Annotated in this window: 22 protein-coding genes and 1 tRNA gene; 15 read left to right on the forward strand and 8 right to left on the reverse strand. The window is 29.7% G+C overall.

Going from position 1 to position 23228, the window contains the following annotated elements:
• Positions 1 to 162: 162 nt before the first annotated feature.
• From LPB03_RS09120 to LPB03_RS09150, 7 genes are all read right to left on the reverse strand, one after another.
• Positions 163 to 639, reverse strand: a complete 477-nt coding sequence (locus LPB03_RS09120) for a Dps family protein (RefSeq protein ID WP_065317618.1) — start codon at positions 637 to 639, stop codon at positions 163 to 165.
• Between the two features lie 167 nt (positions 640 to 806).
• Positions 807 to 1253 carry an META domain-containing protein gene (locus LPB03_RS09125; RefSeq protein ID WP_065317617.1) on the reverse strand — a complete coding sequence of 149 codons (447 nt, stop codon included), beginning with the start codon at positions 1251 to 1253 and terminating at the stop codon, positions 807 to 809.
• A gap of 135 nt (positions 1254 to 1388) precedes the next feature.
• Positions 1389 to 1459, reverse strand: a tRNA-Cys gene (locus tag LPB03_RS09130).
• 60 nt (positions 1460 to 1519) lie between these two features.
• Entirely contained in the window at positions 1520 to 1876 is a 357-nt protein-coding gene (folB, locus tag LPB03_RS09135) for a dihydroneopterin aldolase (protein ID WP_065317616.1), read from the reverse strand.
• Between the two features lie 15 nt (positions 1877 to 1891).
• The gene (locus LPB03_RS09140) at positions 1892 to 2302 is read right to left on the reverse strand and encodes a DUF2452 domain-containing protein (RefSeq protein WP_065317615.1); all 411 of its coding nucleotides are present in this window, start codon (positions 2300 to 2302) and stop codon (positions 1892 to 1894) included.
• 38 nt (positions 2303 to 2340) lie between these two features.
• Positions 2341 to 2724 carry a VOC family protein gene (locus LPB03_RS09145; RefSeq protein WP_065317614.1) on the reverse strand — a complete coding sequence of 128 codons (384 nt, stop codon included), beginning with the start codon at positions 2722 to 2724 and terminating at the stop codon, positions 2341 to 2343.
• 290 nt (positions 2725 to 3014) lie between these two features.
• On the reverse strand, positions 3015 to 3230 hold the full coding sequence (locus LPB03_RS09150; protein WP_065317613.1) for a zinc ribbon domain-containing protein: 216 nt from the start codon (positions 3228 to 3230) through the stop codon (positions 3015 to 3017).
• Positions 3231 to 3340: 110 nt separating this feature from the next.
• Between LPB03_RS09150 and LPB03_RS09155 the strand changes: the two genes are divergently transcribed.
• Positions 3341 to 5026 carry a glutamine--tRNA ligase/YqeY domain fusion protein gene (locus LPB03_RS09155; RefSeq protein WP_065317612.1) on the forward strand — a complete coding sequence of 562 codons (1686 nt, stop codon included), beginning with the start codon at positions 3341 to 3343 and terminating at the stop codon, positions 5024 to 5026.
• Positions 5027 to 5114: 88 nt separating this feature from the next.
• Positions 5115 to 5429 carry a DUF6370 family protein gene (locus LPB03_RS09160; protein WP_065317611.1) on the forward strand — a complete coding sequence of 105 codons (315 nt, stop codon included), beginning with the start codon at positions 5115 to 5117 and terminating at the stop codon, positions 5427 to 5429.
• Positions 5430 to 5660: 231 nt separating this feature from the next.
• Here the strand turns inward: LPB03_RS09160 and LPB03_RS09165 are convergent, their stop codons facing one another.
• Positions 5661 to 8294, reverse strand: a complete 2634-nt coding sequence (locus LPB03_RS09165) for a DUF5916 domain-containing protein (RefSeq protein WP_065317610.1) — start codon at positions 8292 to 8294, stop codon at positions 5661 to 5663.
• Positions 8295 to 8623: 329 nt separating this feature from the next.
• Between LPB03_RS09165 and LPB03_RS09170 the strand changes: the two genes are divergently transcribed.
• The 13 genes from LPB03_RS09170 to LPB03_RS16620 all read left to right on the forward strand — a co-directional run bounded on the left by LPB03_RS09170 (position 8624) and on the right by LPB03_RS16620 (position 23184).
• Positions 8624 to 9049, forward strand: a complete 426-nt coding sequence (locus LPB03_RS09170; protein WP_065317609.1) for a hypothetical protein — start codon at positions 8624 to 8626, stop codon at positions 9047 to 9049.
• A gap of 170 nt (positions 9050 to 9219) precedes the next feature.
• Positions 9220 to 10302, forward strand: coding sequence for an efflux RND transporter periplasmic adaptor subunit (locus LPB03_RS09175; RefSeq protein ID WP_065317608.1), 1083 nt, complete (start codon positions 9220 to 9222; stop codon positions 10300 to 10302).
• Positions 10303 to 10425: 123 nt separating this feature from the next.
• Complete coding sequence (locus LPB03_RS09180) at positions 10426 to 13665, forward strand: efflux RND transporter permease subunit (protein WP_065317707.1); 3240 nt, start codon at positions 10426 to 10428, stop codon at positions 13663 to 13665.
• Positions 13658 to 15112, forward strand: coding sequence for a TolC family protein (locus LPB03_RS09185; RefSeq protein ID WP_065317607.1), 1455 nt, complete (start codon positions 13658 to 13660; stop codon positions 15110 to 15112). The genes LPB03_RS09180 and LPB03_RS09185 overlap by 8 nt, the downstream gene beginning before the upstream one ends.
• Before the next feature lie 195 nt (positions 15113 to 15307).
• Positions 15308 to 15763, forward strand: a complete 456-nt coding sequence (gene rplM, locus LPB03_RS09190) for a 50S ribosomal protein L13 (RefSeq protein ID WP_065317606.1) — start codon at positions 15308 to 15310, stop codon at positions 15761 to 15763.
• Positions 15763 to 16149 carry a 30S ribosomal protein S9 gene (gene rpsI / locus LPB03_RS09195; protein WP_065317605.1) on the forward strand — a complete coding sequence of 129 codons (387 nt, stop codon included), beginning with the start codon at positions 15763 to 15765 and terminating at the stop codon, positions 16147 to 16149. Before rplM ends, rpsI begins: the two co-directional genes overlap by 1 nt.
• Before the next feature lie 167 nt (positions 16150 to 16316).
• Positions 16317 to 17108: a 30S ribosomal protein S2 gene (rpsB, locus tag LPB03_RS09200; protein WP_065317604.1), complete on the forward strand. Its 792-nt coding sequence runs from the start codon at positions 16317 to 16319 to the stop codon at positions 17106 to 17108.
• Between the two features lie 35 nt (positions 17109 to 17143).
• Positions 17144 to 18115, forward strand: coding sequence for a translation elongation factor Ts (gene tsf / locus LPB03_RS09205; RefSeq protein ID WP_065317603.1), 972 nt, complete (start codon positions 17144 to 17146; stop codon positions 18113 to 18115).
• Between the two features lie 282 nt (positions 18116 to 18397).
• Positions 18398 to 19729 carry a Na+/H+ antiporter NhaA gene (nhaA, locus tag LPB03_RS09210; RefSeq protein WP_065317602.1) on the forward strand — a complete coding sequence of 444 codons (1332 nt, stop codon included), beginning with the start codon at positions 18398 to 18400 and terminating at the stop codon, positions 19727 to 19729.
• Positions 19730 to 19795: 66 nt separating this feature from the next.
• Positions 19796 to 20875, forward strand: a complete 1080-nt coding sequence (locus LPB03_RS09215) for a sensor histidine kinase (RefSeq protein ID WP_065317601.1) — start codon at positions 19796 to 19798, stop codon at positions 20873 to 20875.
• Between the two features lie 4 nt (positions 20876 to 20879).
• Entirely contained in the window at positions 20880 to 22208 is a 1329-nt protein-coding gene (locus LPB03_RS09220; protein WP_065317600.1) for a sigma-54-dependent transcriptional regulator, read from the forward strand.
• A gap of 180 nt (positions 22209 to 22388) precedes the next feature.
• A complete protein-coding gene (locus tag LPB03_RS09225; RefSeq protein ID WP_065317599.1) occupies positions 22389 to 22754 on the forward strand; it encodes a hypothetical protein in 366 nt (121 codons plus the stop codon).
• 265 nt (positions 22755 to 23019) lie between these two features.
• A complete protein-coding gene (locus tag LPB03_RS16620) occupies positions 23020 to 23184 on the forward strand; it encodes a hypothetical protein (RefSeq protein WP_157579356.1) in 165 nt (54 codons plus the stop codon).
• Positions 23185 to 23228 lie beyond the last annotated feature (44 nt).

A 23228-nucleotide genomic window follows, 5' to 3' on the forward strand; every position in this document is an offset into this window, starting at 1 on the left:
ACTCAAAAATACGGATTTAAGTATGGAAAAATCAGAAGAATTAGAATTCGTAACTTTTTAGTTAGAATTTGATAACTCTTGAAATAAAATTATTTTTTTAGCACAAAAAAAGCTAAATTCAAATTGAATTTAGCTTTTTAAATATTTTAATATTTATGATAATTATTTAGCAACTGTTGCTCTTAACATCCAAGCCATTTCTTCATGTTCTTGCATTAATCCTGTTAAGAAATCTTCTGACCCAACATCTTTACAATCTTCACCAACTTTCGATAAATTTTCTCGAATATACTGTATAATTGAATCGTGATCTTTTAATAAAGCTACTGTATAATCGTGACTTGTGTTATCTCCATCATACTTTTCAGATAAATTTGTTAAATTTAAAAACTCTTTTAAAGTTCCTGGAGCGTAATGACCAATTTTTCTAATTCTCTCTGCAACACTATCTGTAAATAGTTTAATCGCATCATAATGTTCCTCAAAAAACACATGTTTTGTATGGAAATCGTGTCCTTCTAAATTCCAATGAGCTCTTAATGTTTTTGTATACAATACAAATTCATCTGCTAATAACTTTCCTAATATGTCTGAGACTTCTTTTCTGTTTTTTTCCGATATTCCAATATTTGTTTTCATCTATATATTTTTTAATTAGTGATTCGTTTTAAAATTTAGAATAATTAGTACTTCTAAAATCTGTTGCAATTTATAGCTTTAAGCAGTATTTTATTTGCCCTATTAAATTATTTTTTAACGTAATCGATAATTTATTTAGATTAATAAATATTAAATTTGAGTTTTGCTTATTTCAAATAAACAGCTTCAAAAACAGCTAAAGGAGCTCTTCTACCAATATTTAGGGATAAAATATCGTCTTTAATTGTATAGTTATCTGCTAATTCAAAAACCTTTAAAAATTCAGATTCGTTAAAAGAAATACCTTGACAAGCCATTAATGTTGTACTCATGCTTTTAAAACGAATTCTATTTCCTTTTTCTATTGAAAACTGACCAACAAGAGAATTACAACCTGCAAAACCAGATACAGTGCTATCATTTGCTTTTAATGTAAAAAAGATTTCTCTTTTTTGATTCTCTTCCATTTTTATATCTTTTCCCTTAAGGATTTTTAGTTTCCAATATTTTCCTGTTATAGACTCATCAAACGAATCTACTTTCTGTTCTTTTTTTGAGTTACAACTCATTACAAAAATTGATAATACTGTTATTACGAATATTTTAATTTTCATGTTTTTTTTTAAATTAATTACAAAAATAGTTTACGTTTAAAATACAAAGAATTTATTAAAAACAAAATTTTGTTAATCTACAATCTTAAAATTAGCGCATAAAAAAACCTTGATAAAATTTATCAAGGTTTTTCGAGGTGTCTAGCGGATTCGAACCGCTGTACATGGTTTTGCAAACCATTGCCTAGCCACTCGGCCAAGACACCTTTTATATTTCGGATTGCAAATTTACATAAATTTATAATTTCTACAAGCCTTTTTTATACTTATCGTTTTTTTGAAAGAACAATTACAACTTCCTCTACATTTCCACCAATTGGTGGATTAATTTTTGAAACAGAAACTGTAGCTTTTTGTACCATTCTTAATTCTTTAAAAAAGCGATTTAAAATACGTTGCGCAACTTCTTCTAATAATTTAGAACGAATTGCCATTTCTTCTTTTACAATGTGATTTAAATGCACATAATCTACAGTATCAGAAAGTTCATCGGTTTTTGATGATTTTTTTAAATCTGCTTTTACCTTTACATCAACTCTGTATTCTGAACCTATTTTTGCTTCTTCATCTAAACAACCATGAAAAGCATAGAGTTTAATGTTTTTTACTTTTATTATTCCCACTTAAATATCTTGTTGTTAGTCTATTTTTTCCCACATTTTGTCTGTGTTTAATCTGAAAGAACCAATGTACTCAAAATTGCATTGTGCTGGTTCTATGATCGACAAAAATGGCTCTCCATTTCTATTATTGTATAAATGATAGTTTTCGCCAAATATTGGCTCGAAACTGAACTTTGCATTGTAGATTAAATCATTATACTGAAACTTTTGCATTAAGTTTTCGTATTCTTTTTTAACCTCATCAAACTTAGATTTTAGTTGTTTGTTTACACGTGTAATTCCATCGTTTTTCCAACTTGCTGTATTTAATGGCTTAATTACTGGTGAACTTGCTGATGTGCCATAAGGTTTTAAAGCAGCATCATATTGTTGTGTTTCTTCATTAAAAACAACTAAATCTGGCTTTTTTTCTGCATCATTCTTCATAGGTACAAATTTACAATAAAAACAAGGTGAAAATTAAGTTACACATCATTATTTACTTCTATCCAATAACCATCTATATCTTGAAAATAGATTTGTTGAATACCGTCTTTTCTAACATAATCTTTAGCAAGTGTATCAGTCCAGTCTGAATATTCTATATCTAACTCTAACAGGTGCTTTATAAAAGGTTTTATGTCGTTTATAGAAACTGCAAAATGAACAGCTTTATTTATGGTTACTGTTAAATTTGGACGTGGAATTAAATGCAATTGTACTGATTTACTTAACTGCAACCATCTTGTTTTAGAATTTGACGCAGTGTTTTCTATTTCTTCTAATTGCAATACTTTTTGATAAAAATCTATAGATGAATCAACATTTTTTACAGAAAGTGCAATATGATTTAAGGAAAAAGAAAACATAATTTTATTGGGTAAAATCTTTATTTATAACAAAATTACAATAAAATATAAGTACTGAATTGTCTTTTATTAAAACTTTAACTGATAAATGTGCCTGCGTTAAGGATTGAAACGACAGCTTTTTTATTTAATTTACTACACTAACAGAAATGACAATTATTTAGAATTCCTTAAATATGAATTTAAATAAAACATTTGTTATTCTAAAATAAAAAACTATAGTGGAAAGCCTGACCAAGCTTTTTTGCTTGGGAACGCCCATATTTCATAAAGCTCAATATCAATTTATTTTAACTTGTAAAAAAGTCGAAAACGTTACTTATTGCACTTGTTTTGGTTTTATAAAATTCGGTGTATGTACATTTTTCGCAAGTTACACTGGTAAATTTCTGATTTTGAATATCGAAAATTTTTGACAAAGTACCTCCAGTTGCTCTCATTTCCCCTAATTTATATGTTTTATTGTTGCATTTTGGACAGGTGTAATTCCTAATTTTATCGCTCATAATTTATGGTGTTTATCTATTAGTTGCTGAATTTACAATTTTGTTACGAATGCTAAAAGTCTAAAAAGTATTTTACGTAATTTTGCACCTCAATTTATTTATAGAAAAGGATGTCTGAAGAGAAGAATTCGCTCAATTTTTTAGAGCATATTATAGAAGAAGATTTGGCAAATGGAATGCCAAAAGAGGATTTACGTTTTCGTTTTCCACCAGAACCAAATGGGTATTTGCACATTGGTCATACAAAAGCTATTGGAATTAGTTTTGGTTTAGGGCAAAAATATAATGCCCCTGTAAATTTGCGTTTTGATGATACAAACCCTGCAAAAGAGGAGCAAGAATATGTAGATGCTATTAAGAAAGATATTTCTTGGTTGGGGTATTCTTGGGCAAATGAATGTTATTCTTCTGATTACTTTCAGCAACTTTATGATTGGGCTGTTTTGTTGATAAAAGACGGAAAAGCATATGTAGATTCGCAATCGTCAGAAGAAATGAGAGCTCAAAAAGGAACGCCAACTCAAGTAGGTACAAACAGTCCTTTTAGAAATAGATCTGTGGAAGAAAACTTGGAATTATTTCAAGGAATGAAAGATGGAAAATTTAAGGAAGGTGAACACACTTTGCGTGCAAAAATTGACATGGAATCTCCAAATATGTTGATGCGTGATCCTTTAATGTATAGAATTATGTACAAATCTCATCATAGAACTGGAGATGATTGGTGCATTTACCCAATGTACGATTGGACGCATGGAGAAAGCGATTATATTGAACAAATTTCACATTCTTTATGTTCTTTAGAGTTTAAACCCCACAGAGAATTGTATGATTGGTTTAAAGAGAATGTTTTAGAATATAGCAAATCTGAATATCCAAATCCGCCAAAACAACGTGAGTTTTCTCGTTTGAATTTGAGTTACACAATTATGAGTAAACGTAAATTGTTAACTTTAGTTGAAAATGGAATTGTAGCTGGTTGGGATGATCCAAGAATGCCAACAATTTCTGGTTTAAGAAGACGTGGTTACACTCCAGAATCTATAAAAAGTTTTATTGAAACTGTTGGAGTTTCTAAACGTGAAAATGTAATTGATGTAGCTTTATTAGAGTTTAAAATCAGAGAAGATTTAAACAAAACTGCTAAAAGAGTAATGGGTGTTTTAGATCCTGTAAAAGTGGTAATTACCAATTATCCTGAGGATAAAGAGGAAATGTTAGATGCCAATTATAATGATTACGAAGATGGTTTTGGCAGTAGAGAAGTTCCTTTTTCAAGAGAAATTTATATTGAAAAAGAGGATTTTAGAGAAGAAGCAAATAAGAAGTTTTTTAGGTTGAAGTTGGGTAGCGAAGTTCGTTTAAAAAATGCTTATTTTATAAAAGCAAATAGCTGTACAAAAGATGCTGATGGAAATGTCATTGAGATTCAATGTACTTATGATCCATTAACAAAATCTGGAATGGACACTGAAGAAAGCAAACGTAAAGTGAAAGGAACTTTGCATTGGGTTTCTGCAAAACATGCCATCAAAGCAGAAGTTAGAGCTTATGACAGGTTGTTTTTAGATGAAGCTCCAGATGCACATAAAGACAAAGATTTTATGGAATTCATCAACCCAAATTCTTTAGAAATTATTACTGCTTTTTTAGAACCAAGTTTACAATCTGCAGAAATTGGGGAGCGTTTTCAGTTTCAAAGAATGGGTTATTTTAATGTTGATGATGATTCTACAAAAGAGAATTTAGTCTTTAACAAAATTGTTGGTTTGAGAGATTCTTGGTCTAAAAAGTAGGCAGTATTTATTGTTTATTGTTGTAACAAGATTCAATTACAAAGAATATGAATCCTTAGTTTATTTTAATTAAGTAAAATTTATTATCATGAAAAAAATACTTTTTTTATCAATCTTTATGATTGCAATTTCTTGTTCAAATAGCAAAGAAATTAAACAAGTTGCAGAAGTTTCTTGTGGACAATGTAAATTCGAATTAGATTCTGATGAAGGTTGCAGCTTAGCAGTTAGAATTAATAAGAAAGCCTATTTTGTTGAAGGTTTTAAAATTGATGATTTTGGTGATGCTCATGATGAACATACTGGTTTTTGTAATGTAATTAGAAAAGCAGAAGTTACAGGTAAATTTATCGATGATAAATTTGTTGCCAGTTCTATTGAGTTGGTTGATGAAATAGAATAAAAATTATAGAAATAGAAATCAAAATAAAAAATCCGAAGTAAAATATTTTACTTCGGATTTTTTTATACACTCTACAAAATACTCACACCTTTATAAAATCTGGTCATTCAAAAGCTTACAAAATTAGAGTTGTCGATTATAGATTAGGAATTCTCTATTCAAATGAAATTATTACCATTGCTCGTTTCCTAAAGAGAAATAACATTTATAAGTTGTTTCCGTAATTGAAATCTATCTTGCAAATCGATAGGTAAACTTTACTAAAAAAGTATCATTAGCTGGTGCTTCAAAAACTTGCTCTGAAACACTATTTGCTAAATCGCTGGTAACATCTGCATTGCCAACAGAACCTCTAGACCAAACTAAAAACAATTCAGATCCAGGAATATATTCCCATCTTGCAACCAAGTTTGTTTGTAGTTGTACAAAAGAAAAATCAGGATTTTCAAAACCGTAATCTGTTGTACCATCTCTATTTTCATCAATTATGTAACGATCATTTTCAAAACTTATTTGAGTATCATTATAAACGGAAATTCTACCCTTAATACTTTCTCCTACAGGATTTATAACATAATTAAAATCGGTAAATATACCTCTACTAATAAAAGGTTGTCCATAAAATTGTAGAGAAATATCTGGCGAAAAACTATAATTTAAACGCAAAGTAGTTGTTAGGGTTTCATTTTGAATTCGTCCTAAAATATATCTTGCATCATTATTAAACGATATTCCTCTTGCTTCAGGAATAAACTGAGTTCTATCAAATTCATTTTCATATTCTATATTAAAAGACATGCTAAACGCATCTGATGGTTGATAATTTGTTCTAATCACAAAACGATCTCGACCAACAACATTTTCATCACTATCGTTATTGGAATATCCTAAAGTAAAACTAAACAACTTACTATTATCAGAGCCTATAAAAATGTATTTAGAAGAAGTATCTGGTCTTTGCCATCTTGGACCACCTCTCAAAAAGAAATTATCATAAAAATTAGTGGTTAAACTATAACCAGCCTCAGACCACCAATTATTTATCCAACTAATTTCTCCTGCTAATTCGTAGTTAATATTGTTTAAATTGCCATTAAAATCGTACACAGAACCTTGGTCAAAACCTGCATTTATATTTCTATAAACTTCGGTTGGAACTAGCCACAAATAATTAACATTCGCATACTGAATCATTTCATCAGTTCTTCTTAAAAAACCAACATCATTTAACTCTAATTCTGGAGAACGCCAGATAAAACCTCCATTATATCTCCAATTTCCTCCACCATTTTTACCAACCTCTACTCTTCCTCCTGTTCCAGTTAAAGATGTTTTATTTTCATCAACAAAAATATGTGTTGCATCTACTCTTTGAAAGTTATGACGTAAAGCTCTCTGTGTTCTTGTAATTGCTTCTGTACTTCCTAAAACGTGGCTAAAAATTGCATTTCCCTCCACATAATATTCTCTATTTTTCCAGTTATGCTGAAAATCTACTCCAGCTGTGTATGCTGCTTTGTGTAATTCACTAAAATTACCGTTTAAATTTCTGTTGGTTGCTGTAAAAATTCCGCCAATAAAAGAATTACGTTCATTAAAATCTTTTTGCGCTCTTGCTACAAAATAGTTCGTTAATGGCTCTACAATTTCTTCTCTTTCAGAACCATCAATTTGCCTAATATTTGCAAATTCATTGGCAGTTACACTCTCTAAAACACCAATTGACCAACCATCTCTAGTTTTTCCAGAAAATTTTGCGGCTCCTAAAATTGTGGAGTTTTGTGGAGTTTGAGCAAATTCACCATTTTCTAGATTTGCATCTCTATGAGGATTTCTACCAATTCTTCTGCTATAAAAAAGATTATCACTTCCGTTTGCAAATTCGAAATCGAAAATATTAAAGTTTTCTACAAAAAAAGGCCTTTGTTCTTTGAAAAATATTTGAAAGCCATCTAATGCAATGGTTCCAGGATCTGCTTCTACTTGTCCAAAATCTGGATTTACAGTTAAATCTAACGTTAAATCATTCGTAATTCCAATTTTCGCATCTAAACCAGCATTTAATTTAAAATCGCTTCCAGTTCTAAAAGGATTGCCAGCTTCTGATGGATAATTATCATATTGCAGCACTGTAAAAGGTTGAATCTCTAATTGTTTTTGTGCTACTAAATCTTTTAAGCCATGTAATTCTCCTGCTTCACTAATAAAACCAGCTTGGCTATTGGGTATTCTTTGCCATAAAGAACGTTCTTGAAATCTAAAAATAGTTCTGTTGATGTTAAAACCCCAAATTTGCTCTTTATCTTTGCCAAAACGCAATTGACTAAAAGGAATTTTCATTTCTGCTGTCCAACCTTTATCATCTACTTTTGCATTTGTGTACCAAATTGGGTTGTAACTTTCATCCCAATTATTTCCATTTTGCGAAACTATTTCTTCGCCTTTAACGCCTGCTGCAGTTGTTGTAAAAACAAAGGCGGTTCTTTTATCATGATAACTATCAATAATTACATTTATTCTATCGCCTGCAAAACCATCTCTTCTACTTAATCTTTGTTGAATTTTTTCTGGCTCCTCATCAAAAGCACGTAAAGCAATGTATAAATATTTAGCATCATACAATACTTTAAACATTGTTTGATAAGCAGGTGCTGTGCCTTCATCAGGATTTTTTTCAGTAAAATCTGTAGACCATTCTACTTCGTTCCAAGCGTCATCAGCAATAAATCCATCAATAACTGGGACTTTTTTTAATCTTTTTGTAGTATAAATTCTTTTAGGAATCTTTGTTTCTGATGTTTCTTGAGCAACGATATTTGTAGCTAAAAAAGCACTACAAAGAAATAAAGTTAACAGGTATTTCATTTAGTTTTGTTGATTAAATAAGGCAAAATAAGCATCTTTTAGAACGATGCTCTAATCATATCGTAAAAGTAACTTTCTATCTTCTTAATGATATGTTAATTAACTTTAAGAAGAAATTTTAAAAAAAAACAGCAAAACAAAAATGGTTTTTTCACAAAACGATTAGGTTTTTACTAAAACATTAAGAATTTATCAAAAAAATAAATATAATTTAAATAATAATTTAAAATGAAACACTCTTAATTTAAAGTATGATAAAAATCAAGACTTTTCAAAAAAACAGACTTTCTCATAGGATCAATTCATTTATTTTGATATAATTTTGTGATATGAAAATAAACCGAGTTTTTAGAAGCTATTTATTTCTTTTAATTCCCTTATTGTTAACTAATTTTGCAAATGCTTTTGCAAATAATAACGATAAGCATGTTTCTTTTTCATCAAATTTTGATGTTTCAATTTCTAGTAGTTCATCAGAAGAAAATATACACGTACGTTTTTCTCCTTATCAAAAAGAACATAGAAATATTCCTGTTCCTAATATTGTAGATATTGAAAATATTGAGGAAAATGAGGAGATTTCATCCAAAGAAAACTACAAAATAACTGCTGATAATTTTTTAGCTAGTGTTTTTTATAAAAGCTCTTTACTAAAATTAGCTTACAGATATCAACAAAAAAACAGCGTATACCCTTTTAGTTTTAAAAATACTTCTTTAAAACTACATATCAAGTTTCAGGTTTTTATCATCTGATTTTACAACTCTCTTAAAGTAGATTACTATAAATCTGCTCATTATTAAACTACCTAAATTTAATAAATTTTAGGAAAATCAGCCATTTCTAAAAACTGATTTTCTAAATATCAACATTCGGATGCCAAAACAACATTACAGTGTTTGGTACTATTCACACAATTACAATAATGAAAAAAAATATTCTTTTCGTTAGCTTGTTAACTGTATTATTATACACAAGTTGCGAATCAAAAAAACAACACAAAGAGAAAGAAGTAAAATTTTTAGTAACAAACCCTATCAAAAAAGACACCTCTATCACAAAAGATTATGTGAGCCAAATCCACTCTTTTAAACATATAGAATTAAGAGCTTTAGAAAGAGGCTATTTAAAAAATATTTCTGTAGATGAAGGGCAGAACGTAACAAAAGGACAAGCAATGTTCCAAATTATGCCAAATATTTATCAAGCAGATTTAGACAAAGCAAAAGCAGAATCTAAAGTAGCAGAGATTGAGTTACAAAACACCAAATTACTGGCAGATGGCAATGTAGTTTCTCAAAACGAATTGGCAATGTCTAAAGCAAAATTAGCAAAAGCAAATGCCGAAGTTTCTTTAGCACAAACGCATTTAGGTTTTACAAGAATTACAGCTCCTTTTGATGGAATTATGGATCATCTTCATGTTAGAGAAGGCAGCCTTTTAGACGAAGGCGAATTACTTACCACACTTTCTGACAATAGCAAAATGCGAGTTTATTTTAACGTTCCAGAAGCAGAATATTTAGACTATATAATTAGTAAAAATAAAGATAAGAAGAAAGAAGTGTCACTTTTAATGGCAAATAACAAAGAATTTAATCAAAAAGGAATTGTAGAAGTTATTGAGGGTGAATTTAACAGCAATACTGGTAACATAGCTTTTAGAGCCATGTTCCCAAATCCTGATGGAATTTTAAGACATGGAGAAACTGGAAGCATTTTAATGAAAGTACCTTTTAAAGATGTAATTATTATTCCACAAAAAGCAACTTTCGAAATCTTAGACAAACGTTATGTTTTTGTAATTGATAAAAACAACGTTGCCAAACAACGTGAAATTACTGTAGGTGCAGAACTGCCTCATTTATTTATAGTCTCTAAAGGATTGTCTGAAAAAGATATTGTTTTATTGGAAGGGATTAGAGTTGTAAAAAACAACGAGAAAATTCATACAAAGTATGAAGCTCCAGAGAAAATTTTGTCTGAACTAGATATGTATGCTGAATAATATATAAGGTTTAAGATAATCACAAAAGATCCTGAAAAAAATCGGGATTAGTTCAACTATTAATTTTTAATGTATTGCTCTGCAATTTTTAAAAATTTAGTTTCACTAAAATCTACAAAAAAAATGTTTAAAAAATTTATAAAAAGACCTGTTTTAGCAATCGTTATTTCTATAATGATTCTATTTATTGGTTCGCTTTCCATTAAGCAATTACCAATTTCTCAGTTTCCAGAAATTGCGCCAACTACTGTAAATATATTTATTGCCTATCCAGGTTCTAACGCAGAAGTTTTAGTAAACTCAACGTTAATTCCTTTAGAAACTGCCATTAATGGTGTGCAAGGAATGCGTTACATCGCTTCAGATGCTACAAGTGCAGGAGAAGCAACCATCAGAATTATTTTTGAACCTGGTACGGACCCAGACCAAGCAGTTGTTCGTGTAAAAACAAGGGTAGATCAAGTAATGCCATTGTTACCAGAATTGGTACAAAGAGAAGGTGTAATTATTACACCAATTCAGCCAAGTATGTTAATGTATGTAAACCTATCTAGCACCGATAAAAATATCGACGAAAAGTTTTTATACAATTATGCGTACACAAAAGTAATTCCAGATATTCAACGAATTAACGGAATTGCAAATGCCCAAATTTTAGGAAGTAGAAAATATGCAATTCGTGTTTGGTTAAAACCAGATAGAATGCGTGCTTACAATATTTCTGCAGAAGAAGTTATGGAAGCCATGCAAGAGCAAAGTATTTTGGCAAGGCCAGGAAGATTAGGACAAAGCTCTGGAATTGCATCACAATCTTTAGAATATGTGTTAACATATCAAGATAGATATAATGAGCCAGAACAATATAAAGAGATTATAATTCGTGCCAATGAAGAAGGTGAAATAATAAAATTAGCAGATATTGCTGATGTAAAATTAGGAAGCGAATTTTTTGATATTTATTCTAATTTAGATGGCAAACCTTCTGCATCAATTGTTTTAAAGCAAACTGTTGGTAGTAATGGTAGTGATGTTATTAAAGACGTTAAAGCAAAATTAGACGAACTAAAAATAGATTTACCACCCAATGTAGATTTTAATATTTCTTATGATGTTTCTAACTTTTTAAACGCTTCCATAGAGCAAGTTATTCATACATTAAGGGATGCGTTTATTTTAGTTGCTATTGTAGTTTTCTTATTTTTAGGCGATTGGCGCTCAACATTAATTCCAATTATTGCTGTACCTGTTTCTTTAATTGGAGCATTCTTTGTGATGCAAATGTTTGGTTTATCTATCAACTTAATTACACTTTTTGCATTGGTTTTAGCAATTGGAATTGTGGTAGATGATGCCATTGTTGTGGTTGAGGCTGTGCATGCAAAAATGGAAGAGGAAAATTTATCTCCTTACCAAGCATCGTATGCTGTTTTAGGCGAAATTGGTGGGGCAATTGTAGCCATAACATTAGTAATGGTTTCTGTATTTATTCCAATTTCTTTTATGACTGGACCTGTTGGTGTTTTCTACAGACAGTTTTCAATAACAATGGCTGGTTCTATTATAATTTCTGCCTTGGTTGCTTTAACATTAACACCAGTTTTGTGTGCAATGTTGCTTAAAAATAATCATGGAAAAGTAAAAAAATCTCCTGTTGATAAATTTATAAATTGGTTTAATAAAGGTTTTGAAAAATTAACTGGAAAATATGTTGCCATCTTAAATAAAATTGTGGCAAGACGTATTGTAACCTTCGGAATTTTGGCGATATTTTGTGTAGGAATTTATGTTACAAATGAATCTTTACCTGCTGGTTTTATTCCAAACGAAGACCAAGGAATGATTTATGCCATTATTCAAACTCCTCCAGGTTCTACTTTAGAACGCACAAATGAAGTTGCTAAAAAATTGCAGAAAATATGTGAAGAAAATGAAGGTGTAGAATCTGTAACATCTTTAGCGGGTTATGAAATTATGACAGAAGGTAGAGGATCTAATGCTGGAACGTGTTTAATCAATTTAAAACCTTGGCATGATCGTCATCAATCTGTGCACGAAATCATGGAAGAACTAGAAGAAGAAACCAAAGATTTAGGTGCCATTATAGAATATTTCGAACCACCTGCAGTACCTGGATTTGGTTCTTCTGGCGGATTTTCTTTGCGATTGTTAGACAAGACAAACTCTACAGATTACCACGAATTTGAAAAAGTTAATAATAATTTTATGGAAGCTTTAGAAAAACGTCCAGAATTAAAAGGCTTATTTACATTTTACTCTGCAAATTATCCTCAATACGAATTAAAAATTAATAATAAAATTGCGATGCAAAAAGGCGTTACTATTAGCAAAGCAATGGAAAATTTGAATATTTTAATTGGTAGTACCTACGAACAAGGATTTATTCGTTTTGGAAGGTTTTTTAAAGTATATACACAAGCTGCTCCAGAATATAGACGATTGCCATCTGATTTAGAAAAACTTTTTGTAAAAAACGAACAAGGAGAAATGGTGCCTTATTCAGCTTTTATGACCATCGAAAAAAAGTTAGGTCCAAACGAAATTACACGTTACAATTTATACAATTCTGCTTCTATTAGAGGTTTGCCAGCAGTTGGTTTTACAAGTGGAGATGCCATTGCTGCTATTAAAGAAGTTGCAGCAAAAGAATTACCAAGAGATTATGACATTGCTTGGGAAGATTTATCTTTTGATGAAGCAAAAAGAGGAAGTGAATCCATCTACATTTTTATCATCGTTTTAATATTTGTGTACTTTGTATTGGCTGCTCAATATGAAAGTTTTCTATTACCACTTGTTGTTATTTTATCTTTACCTGTTGGGGTTTTTGGATCTTTTCTTTTATTAAAAATGATGGGGTTAGCCAATGATGTATATGCACAAATTGGTTTGATCATGTTGGTTGGTTTATTGGGAAAAAATGCCGTTTTAATTGTAGAATTTGCAGTTCAAAAACAATTACAAGGTGCAACAATATTAGAAGCTGCTATTGAAGGTGCAAAAGCAAGATTTCGTCCAATTTTAATGACTTCTTTTGCATTTATTGCAGGTTTAATCCCTTTAGTTTTAGCAACTGGAGCAGGTGCAATTGGTAATAAAACCATTGGTGGTTCTGCGCTTGGTGGTATGTTTATAGGCACAATGTTTGGCGTTTTAATTATACCTGGCTTGTATTATATTTTTGCAAGTTTAGCAAAAGGAAGAGGTTTAATTATGGATGAAAATTTTGAGCCAATTTCCGAAGAGTTTATGCGAACATCTGAAAGAAAAAGTAATACTGAAAAAACACTAAAAAGGATTAAAAAAATATTAAAAAAACTCACTAAAAACAAAAATGATGAATAAATTAATTCAAAAAATAACAAAAAAGAGTTATTTTATTTTAGCGTTTAGCATTTTGTTTATTTCTTTTTATTCTTGTGTTCCTTCACAACAATTAATTAGAAATGAAAATAAAATTGTTCCTAAAAATTTTAATAGTAAAATTTCGGACTCTTTAAATTCAGCAAAAATTAACTGGAAAAATTTCTTTTCTGATGCCAATTTGGTTGCTTTAATTGATACTGCTTTGGTAAATAACCAAGAGTTAAATATTATTTCGCAACAAATAAATAGAGCAAAAAATGAAATCGGAATAAGAAAAGGAGAATATTTGCCTTTCGTAAATATTTATGCAGGCTCTGAATTTGAAAAAGTAGGTGAGTTTACCAGAAATGGCGCTGTTGAAAGAAACCTAAATATTCGCGAAAACGAAGAGTTTCCTGAACCTTTACCGAATTTCTCAGTTGGTTTAGCTGCTTCTTGGGAATTGGATGTTTGGAAAAAATTACGAAATGGCAAAAAAGCAGCAACTTTAGAATATTTATCATCTATAGAAGGTAAAAATTTTATGGTCACAAATTTGGTTGCAGAAATTGCTAGTTCTTATTATGAATTGCAGGCTTTGGACAACCAATTGTTAATTATAAATGAAAATTTAGAGCTTCAACAAAATGCGTTAAAAATGGTGAAATTGCAAAAGGAAGCAGCAAGAGCAACCCAATTAGCAGTTAGACGTTTTGAAGCAGAAGTTTTTAAAAACCAAAGCAATCAGTTTAGAATTCAACAACAAATTGTAGAAACAGAAAATAAGATTAACTTTTTGATTGGCCATTATCCAAAGAAAATACCAAGAGATTCAGAAAATTTTATCAGTAAAAAAATAGATACAATTTTTACAGGAATTCCATCGCAATTATTAGCAAACAGACCAGATATTAGACAAGCTGAATATGAGTTACAAGCATCAAAATTAAATGTTGCCATTGCAAAAGCTAATTTTTATCCATCAATAGGTATAAAAGCTGGTGTTGGTTTGGAGGCTTTTCAACCAAAATTCTTAACCCATACTCCAGAGTCATTATTATACTCTTTAGTTGGTGATGTTGTTGGTCCTTTAATAAATAGAAATGCTATAAAAGCAACATATAAAAGCGCAAATGCAAAACAATTACAAGCTGTATTTGAATATGAAAAATCTATTTTAAATGGATTTATGGAGGTTTCTAATGAGCTTTCGAACATCAGCAATCTTAAAAAAAGTTATGATTTAAAAGAACAACAAGTAAATGCGCTTAAAGAATCGATTAATTTATCACTTCAATTGTTTAGATCTGCAAGAGTAGAATATACAGAAGTTTTATTTGTACAAAGAGAAGCTTTAGATTCTAAATTAGAAATTGTTGAAACAAAAAGAGATCAACTTTTGGCAAATGTAAAATTATACCAAACTTTAGGTGGAGGTTGGCAATAGGTCTTATTTCTTCAATTAAATAGTACATTTTACTAAATGAAGACTGCTTAAAAAACGGTCTTCATTTTTTTGTTGACAAATTGTACTTAAAATTTTCTAAAACACTATTTGTCAATCAAATAAATAGCACTACATTTGCACTCCTTTTTTAAGGAAAACATAATTTATTAATAAACAAAAACTAATAGTGTAATTATGAACACATTAAGTTACAAAACAGTATCAGCAAACAGCGCTACCGTAAACAAGGAGTGGGTTTTAGTTGATGCTGACGGTCAAACGTTGGGTCGTCTAGCTTCTAAAGTAGCAAAGCTAATTAGAGGTAAATATAAGCCAAACTTTACTCCTCACGTAGATTGTGGAGACAACGTGGTTATTATCAACGCAGAAAAAATTGTTTTAACGGGTAACAAATGGAAAGAGAAATCTTACATTCGTCATACAGGATATCCAGGAGGACAAAGATCATTAACTGCAACAGAAATGTTTGAGAAAGATCCTACAAGATTAATCGAAAAAGCAGTAAAAGGAATGTTACCTAAAAATATTTTAGGAGCAGCACTTTACAGAAACTTGTATGTTTATGCAGGTACTGAGCACAAACATGCAGGTCAAGCACCTAAAGCTATTAACCTTAACGATCTTAAATAATGGATATAGTACATAAAATAGGTAGAAGAAAAACGGCTGTTGCTCGTATTTATCTTTCTGAAGGAAAAGGAGAAATTGTAGTTAATAATAAAGATTATAAAAACTACTTTACAACAGGAACTTTACAATATAAAGTACAACAACCTTTAATGTTAACAGAAAACTTAGAGTCTTATGACATTAAAGTTAATGTTTACGGTGGTGGAGTTACTGGTCAAGCAGAAGCAATTCGTTTAGCAATTACAAGAGCATTAGTATTTATTAATGCAGAACACAGATTAATTTTAAAGCCAGAAGGTTTATTAACTCGTGATCCAAGAATGGTTGAACGTAAGAAATTCGGTCAGAAAAAAGCACGTAAAAAATTCCAATTCTCGAAACGTTAATATTGAACTTGTTTCGGTATTTACTGAAACAATTCTGTATTTTTTTTACGAGAACTGTTATTATTACAAAAAAAATAATATTAAACAGTTTAGTATCTAAATAGTTGGGACTCGAAAGACTACCTAAGTATTGATTTAACAAACAGAAAGTAAACACATTTTAAAAAATGGCAAATATAAATATTCAAGAATTATTAGATAGTGGTGTTCATTTTGGACATTTAACTAGAAAATGGAACCCAAACATGGCTCCATATATTTATACTGAAAGAAATGGTGTACACATCATTGATTTGTATAAAACTGCAGCAAAAATAGAAGAAACTTCAGAAGCTTTAAAAAAGATTGCAAACTCTGGACGTAAAATTTTATTTGTTGCTACAAAAAAACAAGCAAAAGATATCGTATCTGAAAAAGCGAAAGCTGTTAGCATGCCTTACATTACAGAAAGATGGCCAGGTGGAATGTTAACGAACTTTGTTACTATTAGAAAAGCTGTTAAAAAAATGGCTCATATTGATAGAATGAAGCAAGATGGTTCTTTTGATGCCTTATCAAAAAGAGAAAAATTACAAATTAATCGTCAGAGAGAAAAATTAGAAAAGAATTTAGGTTCTATTTCTGATATGACTCGTTTGCCTGGTGCTTTATTTATTGTGGATATTAAAAAAGAGCACATTGCAGTAGCAGAAGCTCAAAAATTAAACATCCCAATTTTTGCAATGGTAGATACAAACTCTGATCCAAGAGAGGTAGATTTTGTAATTCCTGCAAATGATGATGCTTCTAAATCTGTAGATAAAGTTTTATCTTTTTTAACAGATGCAATTGCTGAAGGTTTATCTGACAGAAAAGCAGATAAAGATAAAGTAAAAGAAGCTAAAAGTCCTAAAGAGCCAAAAGCTCCTAAAAAAGACGAGAAAGCAAAAGCTGCTAAAGCAACAGACGAAGAAGAATAAAATTAGTTTTAATCGATAATTTAAAAATAAATAACATGGAAACAGTAAAAGTAAGTGCTGCTGATGTTAAAAAGTTAAGAGAAGCTACTGGAGCTGGAATGATGGACTGTAAAAAGGCATTAGTTGAAGCTGGTAACGATTTTGACAAAGCAATAGATGTTTTACGTAAAAAAGGTCAGAAAATTGCTGCAAAAAGAGCTGATAGAGATTCTACAGAAGGTGTTGCAGTAACTAAAATTAATGATGACAATACAGTTGGTGTTGCTATCGTTTTAGCTTGTGAAACTGATTTTGTTGGTAAAAACGATTCTTTTGTAGCTTTAGGTGGTCAGTTTGCTGATATCGCTTTGAATACAAATAGTAAAGAAGAGTTTTTAGCTGCTGATTTTGGTGGAATGACTGTTGCTGATAAATTGGTTGAACAAACTGGTGTAATTGGTGAAAAATTAGAAATTACTGCTTTCGAAAAAGTAGAAGCTGCCTATGTTGGTGCTTATACACACATTGGTAAAATTGCTGCTTTAGTTGGTTTATCTGCTGTTGTAGAGAATGCTGAAGAATTAGCAAAAGATGTTGCAATGCAAGTTGCTTCAATGGGTGCAACTACTTTATCTTACAAAGATTTTGATCCTGCATTTGTTGCTGCTGAAACAGAAGCTAGAATTGCAGTTATCGAAAAAGATAATATCGAATTAGGTAGATTAGGGAAAACGTTGAAAAATGTTCCTCAATATATTTCTATGTCTCAATTAACTCCAGAAGTTTTAGCGAAAGCTGAAGCTGATGCAAAAGCTGAATTAGCTGCAGAAGGGAAACCAGAAAAAATCTGGGACAGAATTTTACCAGGAAAAATTGATAGATTCGTTGCTGATAACACAACTTTAGATATGGAACAATGTCTTTTAGATCAAGCTTTTATTAAAGATGATAAAAAGAACGTTGCAGAATATGTAAAGACTTATGGTGATGTAGAAGTATCTACTTTTAAAAGAGTTACTTTAGGATAATTTACACTGAATTTATTTCAGAACTTTATTCATATAATTTAAAACCTCGCATTTTTGCGAGGTTTTTTCGTTTTTATAAAGTAGCTAAATTAAATATCCCAAAAAAAAGAAATTGAATAATTCGAGTAGTTCTGATACGATTGAGTAATTATTACTCGCTTTTTTAAATTCGCTAATTAACTAATCAACTAATTTCCATTACATTATATAAATAATTGGATTAGAGGTATATTTTTTGAAAATAAGGCATCAATAAAAGCAAACTTATCAAAAAAATAAAATATGATTAGAAAAGTATTTCTTACACCATTTCAAAAATTTATAAAAATTGAAGGTTTTAGCGGGATTTTATTATTGTTGAGTACAATAATTGCATTAATCTGGGCTAATTCTAGTTTTGGAAATACATATGCTGAACTTTGGGATTATAAAATAGGAATTTCTGGCGAAGGTTTTGAACTTAAAAAACCTTTATTACTTTGGATTAATGATGGCTTAATGGCAATTTTCTTCTTTTTAATTGGTTTAGAAATAAAAAGAGAAGTGTTAATTGGTGAATTAAATTCTGTAAAGAAATTAGCATTCCCCTTATTTGGCGCCATTGGTGGAGCTTTAATTCCAGTGGGTTTATACATTCTTTTAAATCAAAATCCAGAAACATTTAAAGGTTGGGGAATTCCTATGGCTACAGATATAGCATTTTCCTTAGCAGTTTTAAATGCTTTAGGAAAAAGAGTGCCATTAAGTTTAAAAATATTTTTAATCGCTTTTGCAATTGTAGATGATATTGAAGCTGTTTTAGTAATCGCTATTTTTTATAGTGGCACCATAAAAACAACGTTACTTTTAATTGCTTTAGGTTTATTAGCAATCTTATACTTTTTATCTTATAAAGGCTATTACTCAAAATTCATTTTATTTTTTACAGGAGTTGTTGTTTGGATCTTATTTTTAAAATCTGGTGTTCACCCAACTGTGGCAGGAATTTTACTAGCTTTTTCTGTACCTATAAGGCAAAGAATAAATAGTTATACATTTGTTACACAACTAGAAAATGTTTATAATAATATTAAAAAAGCAAGCATTTCAAGGAAGCCTATTTTATCTAATGAGCAAATAGAATCTATGGACGATTTAGAGAGCTGGAGTAATAAATTTCAATCTCCTTTGCAGCATTTAGAACATAATTTACATGGTTGGGTTGCTTATTTTATAATTCCTGTTTTCGCGCTTGCAAATGCTGGTGTGCTTATAGATAGTTCTGCAGGTATAGAAGTTGCATTGGTTGTAAATATTGTAATTTGTTTGGTTTTAGGAAAAGGTTTAGGCATACCAATTGTAATATTTATTGCTGAAAAATTAAACCTGTTGCAAATTCCTGCAAATATAAATTTTAAACAAATTATAGGCGTTTCATTTATTGCTGGTATAGGTTTTACAATGGCAATTTTTGTGGCAAGTTTAGCATTTACATCTAGTCCAGAATATATAAGTTCAGCAAAAATTGGTATTTTACTGGGATCACTTATTTCTGCAATTATTGGCTATTTAATTTTAAGGTTTAGCACCAAAAAAAATGTATTTTTAAAAAAAGGATTGAGAATTGTTAATTAACTATAAAAATTTTAGAATACAGTGTTGAAAAATAAATCAACATTAAAAAAAGTTTAAGCACAAAAGATGAGCATCAAAAATACAGCTTTAGAAGAAAGAATTAAGGAACTTACCTGTTTGTATGAAGTATCTTCTATCATCGTAAATGCAGATGCTGTTGAAATTTCAGAAACGCTAAAGGCCATTGGTAAGAGCTTAAAAAAAGGATTTCAGTTTCCTGAACAAACAAATATTTTAATTGAAATTCCTTTACACACTTACAAAACTGGACCTTTAAATCAAGAACATCAAATTTCTGCTGATGTAATTCTATTCAATAAAATTAAAGGGAGAATTGTAGCATCAATCAAAAAAAAATCTCTTTTATTTTTAGATGAAGAGCAACCTTTGTTGGATAATGTAGCTTTAAAATTAGGGAATTTATTAGAAAGAATAGAAATTCAACAAAATGAAATTTCTCTTAAAAGACAAATGGAACGTGCAGATCGTTTAAAAATATTAGGAGAATTAACTGCAGGAATTGCGCACGAATTAAATACACCTTTAGCCAATATTTTAGGATTTGCAGAGCTTTTAAAAGACGATTTTAAAAATGTTAATCAAACTACTCAAGATGTAGATAAAATTATAAGCAATGCTATTTTTGCAAGAGAAGTTGTTAAAAAATTAATGTTTTTTGCTTGTGAAATGCCACAAGAAAAAAAAGAAATAAATATAGTACCGAATATAAAAAATGCCCTTAATTTATTAGAGGCAACCTTTAGAAAAGAACAGGTAAAACATACAATTATTATTGATGAATCAGAATTAAATTTAAAAGCAGATACTGTTCAAATTACACAAATTTTATTCAACTTAATAATCAATGCTATTTATTTTTCACCTAAAAATGGCTTGGTTACTATTAAAGCTCATCAAACAAAAACAGATATAGTTTTAGAAATTTTTGATGAGGGAGAAGGAATTTTAGAAGAGAATTTAGATAAAATTTTTCAACCATTTTTTTCTACAAAATCTCCTGGAGATGGAACTGGATTGGGTTTAAGCGTAGTTCATGGAATTGTTGCCAGCCATCATGGAACTATTAAAGCAAAGAATAATAAATTAAAAGGTGCTTGTTTTACTGTTAAATTACCAAAATCTTAAAAGTATGCAATTAAGAAAAGAAAATATTTTAATTGTAGATGATGATGTACATATTTTAGAATTATTACAACGTCATTTACATTCTTGGAATTATCATACCTACAAAGCAATTTCTGTAAAAGAAGCTGTTAGTATTTTAAAAGATACACAAATAGATTTGCTAATTACAGATTTAAAAATGCCAGAAATAGATGGTTTTGAGTTGATTAAATTTGTTTCCGAACATTATCCTAATTTACCCAAATTAGTAGTTACAGGCTATCCTTCTGTGCAAGATTCTTTAGCTGCAATAAAAGCGGGTGTTGTAGATTACTTAACAAAACCATTTACCAAAAATGAGTTAGAAACTGCTGTAACTACTTCTTTAAAAAATCAACTTTTGTCTGAAACTGATGTAAATTCATCCGAAGAAAATAACAGTAAAAGTTATGGTGAAATTATAGGTAATTCAGAAAAAATAAATAACGTAATTCAAATTATTGAGCGTGTAAAAAATAACAAAGCAACCATATTTATTAAAGGCGAAAGTGGCACAGGTAAAGAACTCGTTGCAAGAGCTATACATTATAAAGGTAAGTTTGCCAAAGCTCCATTTATTGCTGTAAATTGTGGTGGCATTCCAGAAAACCTGCTAGAAGCAGAATTATTTGGCTACACAAAAGGGGCTTTTACTGGCGCAGATAAAGATCGAGATGGTTTTTTTCAAGCAGCAAATGGAGGAACTATTTTTTTAGATGAAATTGGCAATGCTCCTTTAAATGTGCAGGCTAGATTATTACGTGTTTTACAAGAAAAAGAAGTTGTAAAAATTGGTGCACAAAAACCAAAAAAAATTGATGTGCGAATTATTGCAGCAACCAATAGCGATTTAAAAGCAATGATTGCAAAACAAACTTTTAGAGAAGATTTATTTTACAGATTAACAGTTGTTGAAATAAATATTGCTCCTTTAAGAGATCGTAAAGAAGATATTAAACCTTTAGTAGATAAATTTTTATTTAAATATGGACTTGAATATAAAGACAGATTCATTAAAATTGAACCAGCTGTTTTAAATATTTTAGAACGTTATAATTGGCCTGGAAACATCCGAGAATTAGAAAATATAATTCAACGTGCAGTAATTATGTGCGATAAAACAATTGAAGTTCAGCATTTACCAGACACTTTAAAGCATAATATTAATTTTCCTGATGAAAGATTAGTTTCATTAAAAGAGTTTGAAAAAAAATACATTCAGAAAGTTTTAAATGCTACCAATAATAACAAGACGAAAGCTGCAGAAATTTTAGGAATTACGCGAAAAACGCTGAGTCATAAATTAGATAATTAGTTGGATACATCTTACACTAGCGAGTAATTATTACACAATATTTGTATGCAACTAAATTTATTTAACTTTAACATCTATCTAAATATCAATACATTAAAAAATACGCAAACTAAAATCGTTTTTTTTGGCATGTAGATTGTACAATTAATAGAGATAAAAATATAATTTAAATTTTGTTAGATGAAAAGCTATTTAATTACAGTTTTAATTGTTTTAGGAAGTTTGAGTTTAAATGCACAAGAAACAAAAATCGAAGTAAAAAAAGGAGATATTTTTGAAATTGTTAAACCTTCTGGAAACAATTACAAGCACATAAATTTTCCTAGAAAAAATATTATACTTAAAAAAGGTGGTGTTTTAACCAACCAAACTGTAAATGGTAAAGAGGTAATTGTTACTAAAGTTACCAAGAAAAATAATGGTTCCACAAAAATAAAAGTAAAACCAACTGATGGAACTGGGTTTTATAAAGTAATAAAAAGTGTTTCTATAAATTTTGAAGAAGCTATAAAATCTGGAGAAATAAGAGTTAAAGAAGATAGTTAGTTAAGTTAGTAGTTTAGTATTATTTTTTAATTGGTAGCGCCTTAACAGTTTATCTGTTAAGGCGTTTTTTTACGAATTCAAGTTTTTTTTTAAAAGCGTACTTTTTACTCAATTGTGTAATAAGGAATCAATTTTTATTTCATCCTTTTTTTATGTTTTTCAAAAAAAACCATACAGCCAAAGGCTTTACAGCAATCTTTTTTATATTTAAAATGCCTTGGCACACAGCTTGCCATAGATATTATAAATACTAAAAAAAATATTTATGAAAACAAATCCTTTAAATCTATGCAGCATTTGTATGTACAATACTGCTTGTGTTCTTACCCATTCAAAAGAAAAAGTTTGGTCTTGTAGCGATTTTGAAGAATCTGTAACTGTTTATAAGCATAAAAATACCATACCAAATTTTGCTATAACATCTGTTTAAAAATATGTTCAATAATTTAAATAACATTAAAGAAAATTCATAAC

Source organism: Polaribacter vadi, from assembly GCF_001761365.1.
Taxonomy (GTDB): domain Bacteria; phylum Bacteroidota; class Bacteroidia; order Flavobacteriales; family Flavobacteriaceae; genus Polaribacter; species Polaribacter vadi.

Bases quoted from the DNA above. Each gene is read 5' to 3' on its own strand.
- nhaA (WP_065317602.1), top strand. From the start codon at position 18,398: ATGATTAGAAAAGTATTTCTTACACCATTTCAAAAATTTATAAAAATT.
- LPB03_RS09165 (WP_065317610.1), bottom strand. From the start codon at position 8,294: ATGAAATACCTGTTAACTTTATTTCTTTGTAGTGCTTTTTTAGCTACA.
- tsf (WP_065317603.1), top strand. From the start codon at position 17,144: ATGGAAACAGTAAAAGTAAGTGCTGCTGATGTTAAAAAGTTAAGAGAA.
- LPB03_RS09175 (WP_065317608.1), top strand. From the start codon at position 9,220: ATGAAAAAAAATATTCTTTTCGTTAGCTTGTTAACTGTATTATTATAC.
- LPB03_RS09120 (WP_065317618.1), bottom strand. From the start codon at position 639: ATGAAAACAAATATTGGAATATCGGAAAAAAACAGAAAAGAAGTCTCA.
- LPB03_RS09150 (WP_065317613.1), bottom strand. From the start codon at position 3,230: ATGAGCGATAAAATTAGGAATTACACCTGTCCAAAATGCAACAATAAA.
- rpsI (WP_065317605.1), top strand. From the start codon at position 15,763: ATGGATATAGTACATAAAATAGGTAGAAGAAAAACGGCTGTTGCTCGT.
- LPB03_RS09225 (WP_065317599.1), top strand. From the start codon at position 22,389: ATGAAAAGCTATTTAATTACAGTTTTAATTGTTTTAGGAAGTTTGAGT.
- rplM (WP_065317606.1), top strand. From the start codon at position 15,308: ATGAACACATTAAGTTACAAAACAGTATCAGCAAACAGCGCTACCGTA.
- LPB03_RS09140 (WP_065317615.1), bottom strand. From the start codon at position 2,302: ATGAAGAATGATGCAGAAAAAAAGCCAGATTTAGTTGTTTTTAATGAA.
- LPB03_RS09185 (WP_065317607.1), top strand. From the start codon at position 13,658: ATGAATAAATTAATTCAAAAAATAACAAAAAAGAGTTATTTTATTTTA.
- LPB03_RS09170 (WP_065317609.1), top strand. From the start codon at position 8,624: ATGAAAATAAACCGAGTTTTTAGAAGCTATTTATTTCTTTTAATTCCC.
- LPB03_RS16620 (WP_157579356.1), top strand. From the start codon at position 23,020: ATGAAAACAAATCCTTTAAATCTATGCAGCATTTGTATGTACAATACT.
- LPB03_RS09145 (WP_065317614.1), bottom strand. From the start codon at position 2,724: ATGTTTTCTTTTTCCTTAAATCATATTGCACTTTCTGTAAAAAATGTT.
- LPB03_RS09155 (WP_065317612.1), top strand. From the start codon at position 3,341: ATGTCTGAAGAGAAGAATTCGCTCAATTTTTTAGAGCATATTATAGAA.
- LPB03_RS09160 (WP_065317611.1), top strand. From the start codon at position 5,115: ATGAAAAAAATACTTTTTTTATCAATCTTTATGATTGCAATTTCTTGT.
- LPB03_RS09180 (WP_065317707.1), top strand. From the start codon at position 10,426: ATGTTTAAAAAATTTATAAAAAGACCTGTTTTAGCAATCGTTATTTCT.
- LPB03_RS09220 (WP_065317600.1), top strand. From the start codon at position 20,880: ATGCAATTAAGAAAAGAAAATATTTTAATTGTAGATGATGATGTACAT.
- rpsB (WP_065317604.1), top strand. From the start codon at position 16,317: ATGGCAAATATAAATATTCAAGAATTATTAGATAGTGGTGTTCATTTT.
- LPB03_RS09215 (WP_065317601.1), top strand. From the start codon at position 19,796: ATGAGCATCAAAAATACAGCTTTAGAAGAAAGAATTAAGGAACTTACC.
- LPB03_RS09125 (WP_065317617.1), bottom strand. From the start codon at position 1,253: ATGAAAATTAAAATATTCGTAATAACAGTATTATCAATTTTTGTAATG.